At 44.6% G+C, this 5,268-nt stretch carries 4 protein-coding genes and 4 tRNA genes; all 8 read right to left on the bottom strand.

The window, feature by feature from the left end; translation table 11 throughout:
• Positions 1-761: 761 nt before the first annotated feature.
• The 8 genes from recR to RYL27_RS10710 all read right to left on the bottom strand — a co-directional run bounded on the left by recR (position 762) and on the right by RYL27_RS10710 (position 5,101).
• A complete protein-coding gene (recR, locus tag RYL27_RS10745) occupies positions 762-1,358 on the bottom strand; it encodes a recombination mediator RecR (RefSeq protein WP_314967149.1) in 597 nt (198 codons plus the stop codon).
• Complete coding sequence (locus RYL27_RS10740) at positions 1,358-1,699, bottom strand: YbaB/EbfC family nucleoid-associated protein (protein ID WP_314637821.1); 342 nt, start codon at positions 1,697-1,699, stop codon at positions 1,358-1,360. Before RYL27_RS10740 ends, recR begins: the two co-directional genes overlap by 1 nt.
• A gap of 138 nt (positions 1,700-1,837) precedes the next feature.
• A complete protein-coding gene (dnaX, locus tag RYL27_RS10735) occupies positions 1,838-3,418 on the bottom strand; it encodes a DNA polymerase III subunit gamma/tau (protein WP_314967148.1) in 1,581 nt (526 codons plus the stop codon).
• Between the two features lie 124 nt (positions 3,419-3,542).
• On the bottom strand, positions 3,543-4,625 hold the full coding sequence (locus RYL27_RS10730; RefSeq protein ID WP_314967147.1) for a 6-phosphofructokinase: 1,083 nt from the start codon (positions 4,623-4,625) through the stop codon (positions 3,543-3,545).
• Between the two features lie 103 nt (positions 4,626-4,728).
• A tRNA-Met gene (locus tag RYL27_RS10725) sits at positions 4,729-4,802 on the bottom strand.
• 9 nt (positions 4,803-4,811) lie between these two features.
• Positions 4,812-4,884: transfer RNA gene (locus tag RYL27_RS10720), tRNA-Val, on the bottom strand.
• 39 nt (positions 4,885-4,923) lie between these two features.
• Positions 4,924-5,005 (bottom strand) — tRNA-Tyr (locus tag RYL27_RS10715).
• A 22-nt stretch (positions 5,006-5,027) separates the two neighbouring features.
• Positions 5,028-5,101: transfer RNA gene (locus RYL27_RS10710), tRNA-Asp, on the bottom strand.
• Positions 5,102-5,268: the final 167 nt, after the last annotated feature.

The raw sequence follows: 5,268 nt of genomic DNA, 5'->3' as shown, positions 1-5,268 counted from the left end.
AGATCTATCGCTGTGACTGGAGTTCAGACGTGTGCTCTTCCGATCTGGAAGCTCTCTAACGGGAGGCTTTTCTTCATATACAGCCTGTCCGGAATTCTTCTCTTCGAAAGCAGGTTCTTCCTCCGGAAGAGCAAAGCTCTCTTTCCGAGGTGCTCTTCTTGTATCCTCTTCAAAGGGACGATACCGAAGCTTTAAATCCTGAGCCTTGTCTACATATTTTCCCATGCCGAAAAGAAGAATCATCTTATCGCAAAGGGCGATGCAATCCTCTTCCCTTCCGGCTTCTCCATAAAGCTTTGCCAGCTCATAGAGCCACTTTTCATCCAGCTCGGTTTCGGTAAACTGCTCCAGGGGTCCCACCAGCTGGGAGGCCATAGCCCCCTTTGCCTTCAAAATCTTATAACGAAGCAGGTATTTTCTGGGATCCTCCGGACTGACATCCAGGAATTCCTTGTAAAATTCAATAGCTTCTTCGATAGAGCCGGAACGTAAGGACAGCTCTGAAAGTTTATAAAGAAAACGCTTTCCCACCGGAGCTCTCTCAAAGGCCATCAGCAGGATATCCTTAGCCTCCTCGTATTCTCCGTTGTACTCATAAATATCCGCTATGGAAGAAAGAAGGTTTGCATTACGCACCCTATTCCAGTCAATGGTATCCGCAATCTGCATAGCAGTCTTGTAATCTCCCTGACTGCTTAACTTTTTAATCTGTTCTGCCTTGATACTAAACTCGTACTTGTCCATAATACCCCTTCCACTTCCTATAAACTGACTCTTCCATCCAATGCTCTAAGAAGTGTTATTTCATCAATATTTTCTATATCTCCCCCTACAGGAACGCCGGAAGCAATACGGCTTAAGGGCACTCCTAAAGGTTTAATCAGCTTTGTGATATAGCTTGCGGTGGTTTCTCCTTCTAAAGAAGAGTTGGTAGCAATAATTACCTCTTCCACTTCCCCCTGTAAACGAACCATCAATTCTCTAAGACGAATATCTTCCGGTCCTATACCAAGCAAGGGAGAAATGGCCCCGTGGAGAACATGGTAAACTCCCTGATATTTTCCTACCCTTTCATAGGCAGACATATCCCTCGGGTTTTCCACCACCATAATCTGTTTTTGATTTCTTTCCGCACTACTGCATACCGGACAAAGCTCCGCATCTGTTAGAGTGCAACAGCATTTGCAATAGCGAATGCTGTCTCTTGCCTTTTTAATGCTGTCTGCCAGGGCATAGGCCTGTTCCTTCTCTCCGTTAATCAGAAAGTAGGCTAACCTTTGTGCGGATTTCGGACCTATGCCCGGAAGCCTGGAAAGCTCCTGCACCAAACGGTCCATATCCTTGGAAAAATACTCCATTAAAATCCTAACCCCATTCCGCCGGTAAGCTTGCCCATCTCTTGATTGGATTCCTTCTCAATGTCGGAAAGGGCCTGGTTCATTGCCAGTACAATCATTTCTTCCAAAGTTTCCACATCTTCCGGATCTACGGCATCCTTATTCAGGCTGACACTTAAGACCTTTCTCTCTCCATTCAGCACTACCTTAACGGCGCCGCCTCCGGCCTGAGCAATGTATTCCTTTTTCGCCAGCTCCTCCTGGGTTTCTTCCAGCTTCTTCTGCATCTTCTGATACTGCTTCATCAGATTATTCATATTCATGCCGGGCATTCCCCCGCCAAATCCACCATGCTTTGCCATAGCTCCTCCTTAATTTTAAATTAAGCATAACTTTTACTATTTTACCATGAATCCCAAGAATAAATCTATGAGAAATCTTATAATTCCCTTACAGTGTGGAATTTTTATCCTTTTATTTCCGCAAAACAGGCACTTATCTTATTCCTGATCGCTAATCTCTATCGTCATGGAAATTTTGTTTAAATCTTCATCGGAAACATATCTGGTACTGCGTTCTTCCGTTTCCACCTTTCCCAAAACGAAGTGAAATTCCTTTTGATATTTTGCGGAAATTACCTTTCCGATTTCCAGGAGCTCCATATCCGTAAGCACATTGGAAAGCATTCCCAGACTCGGGGCAATCACCATGGACTTCTTATCCTTTGCCGGATAAACTCTGGATTTCGCCAAGGCCTGTTTCACCGTGGGGGAGTCAAAATAGTTTTTGATAATATCCCAGTCCTTCTTTAAAAGCATATAGTCTTCATACTGGGCTTTCGGAAGGACGACTTCCTTTTCCATGGCTTCCGACACATCTCCATTTTCCTCCTTGGAAAATGCTGTCCTGTCTACAGGAAAAAAGCTTCCCTTTTCCATCTTCTCTTCCAGCTCTCTTAGCCTCTGTAAAAGGGCGTCCGTCTTTCCTTCCATTTCCGGATGAGCCAGTTTCACCAAGGTGCTTTCCAGTAAAACCCGCTTCTGTCTGGCAAAACGATACTGCTGTAAAAGCTCTGTCAGTAAACGGATACCTCGTAATATTTCTTCCATGGAAAGGCTTTCCCCATCGGAAAGAAGCTGTTTTTTATTTTCTGCGGACAAATCCATCAAACCGTCAATCTTCTCTACGGTTTTTGCCAGCATAATATTTCGATAATAGTTCAGTAAATCGGAAGTATATTGGCTAAGCTCCTTTCCCTGCTCCAAAACATCGGCTACCAATGCCATAGCTTTTGCTATATCCTTCTCTCGAAGGGAAGCAATCATTTGGGAAAATGCTGCGGTATCCACCGCTCCCAATATTTTCAGAGTGTCTTCATAGCTGATTTCTCGCTGAAAATCATAGCTGGCGCACTGGTCCAAAAGGCTTACTGCATCACGCATGGAGCCATCCCCCATACGGGCAATATATTGGATAGCCTCTTCTTCAATGGCAATATGCTCTTCTTCCACAATATGTCTCAACCTGTCCGCAATGATATCTGCAGGAATCCTTCGAAAATCATAGCGCTGACAGCGGGAAAGAATGGTTATGGGCAGAGCATTTGGCTCCGTAGTAGCCAGGATGAAAATGGCGTATTCCGGCGGCTCCTCCAGAGTCTTCAGAAAAGCGTTGTGGGCCGACTCTGTAAGCATATGTACCTCGTCGATGATATAGACCTTATAGCGCATACCCACAGGAGGATACTCCACCTGTTCCCGAATCAAACGAATATCATCCACCTTATTGTTGCTGGCCGCATCCATTTCATAAACATTAATGCTGGTGTTGGATAAAATAGCCTTACAGTTTGCACATTCATTGCAGGGATTTCCGTCCTTAGGGTTTAGGCAGTTTACAGCCCTTGCCAAGATTTTCGCCATGGAGGTTTTACCTGTACCTCTGGTACCACAAAAAAGGTAAGCATGACCAATACGATCATGACTTACCTGATTCTTAAAGGAACGAGTGATGGCATCCTGTCCCACCAAATCATCGAAATCCCGGGATCTCCATTTTCTGTATAAAGCGGTATATGACAATTCTTCTTATCCCTTCTATATCGTTAAAACAGATAAAATTGACGCCTAAGTTCATCAGCTTCTTTTTAAACAAGCTCTTTAAACAATCTCTTTAAATAAGCTCTATAAAAAACATCATCTTCGGCTACTCTTCATCTCCAAAAGAAATACCCAGCATCTTGGCTTCCTTTACAATTCCGGAATCCGGATCCACCGTTTTTAATTTGCCGGCAATATCTGCCAAGGGAACCGTTGTGATTTCATTATTCTTTAAAGAAAGCATCACGCCGTATTTTTCCTTCTTAATCATTCTGGCAGCTTCCGCACCGATTCTTGTAGCAAAAACACGGTCATAGGGAACCGGCTGTCCACCTCTTTGGGTGTGTCCGGGAACGGTTACCCTAACCTCTGCACCGGTTTTTTCCTCTATTTCCTTCGCCAGCTTATAGGCTACGGAAGGATGATTCTTCCTATCCTCCGCCAGCTTCTTCTTTAATTCCTTCTTTGTCAGCTTAGATTCCTCCTTGGAAATAGCACCCTCTGCTATCGCTACAATAGAGAAACGGGAACCACCGGCATGACGCTCCGCAATCTTTTTACAAACCGCATTGATATCGTAGGGTATCTCCGGAACCAAAATAATATCGGCGCCGCCGGCAAGTCCTGCATAAAGGGTAAGCAGTCCTACCTTATGTCCCATAATCTCTACAATAAATACTCTACCATGACTGGCAGCCGTTGTATGAATACAGTCAATGGCATTGGTAGCCACTTGAACAGCAGAATAAAAACCGAAGGTCATATCTGTACCGTACAAATCATTATCAATGGTCTTGGGACAACCGATAACATTCAATCCTTCTTCCGACAAAAGATTGGCTGTTTTTAAAGAACCGTTGCCTCCTAATACCACGAGACAATCCAGGCGAAGCTTTCTATATGTATGTTTCATCGCCTCAACCTTGTCCAATCCATTGGCATCCGGTTCCCGAATCTGTTTGAAGGGTGTTCTACTGGTTCCCAGAATGGTTCCGCCTTCTGTCAAAATTCCGGAGAAGTCGGAACGCTCCATCTTACGATATTCGTCATAAATCAAACCCTTGTAACCATCCAGAAAACCATAGATTTCCACGTCTCCCAATAGGTTATATAGGGTTTTTCCCACACCGCGCATGGTTGCATTTAAAGCCTGACAGTCTCCTCCACTGGTTAATATTCCTACTCTCATCCTTACCCCCTTTAACTCACTACGGCAGAAATCTTGCTTTTCTACAATAGAACAAAGTATAAGGAAAAGCAATAAAAAAAAGAGACTATTAAAGTCTCTTTCGTTGCGGGAGATGGATTTGAACCAACGACCTTCGGGTTATGAGCCCGACGAGCTACCAGACTGCTCCATCCCGCGATAATCAAATGGGGCCTACAGGGCTCGAACCTGTGACCCTCTGCTTGTAAGGCAGATGCTCTCCCAGCTGAGCTAAGACCCCAGTTGTGTAGATTGCTCTACATAAGACATATTGTCTCAATGGATGGAGGTGGATTCGAACCACCGAAGTCAGTGACAACAGATTTACAGTCTGCCCCCTTTGGCCACTCGGGAATCCATCCATAATAAAAGCCCAAAGGCTAACGACCCGGAACGGATTCGAACCGTCGACCTCCGCCGTGACAGGGCGGCGCTCTAACCAACTGAGCCACCGGGCCATATCGTACCTGCTAATTAAACTAAATAACTAAGGAATGGTCTGAACCCCATAGTACAATACGATGACATCCGCCAATCCTAAGTAAACAACATATCAAAGATTATTCCAGTCTAGACTTTAGACAAAAACCAGACGCATTGGATAAGCCCTCGACCTATTAGTAAC

The sequence above is a fragment of the Oribacterium sinus genome (assembly GCF_963537195.1).
GTDB classification, from domain to species: Bacteria; Bacillota; Clostridia; order Lachnospirales; family Lachnospiraceae; genus Oribacterium; species Oribacterium sinus_A.
Note: the sequence above shows the minus strand (reverse complement) of the source record. Positions and strands in the feature narration are given on the sequence as shown.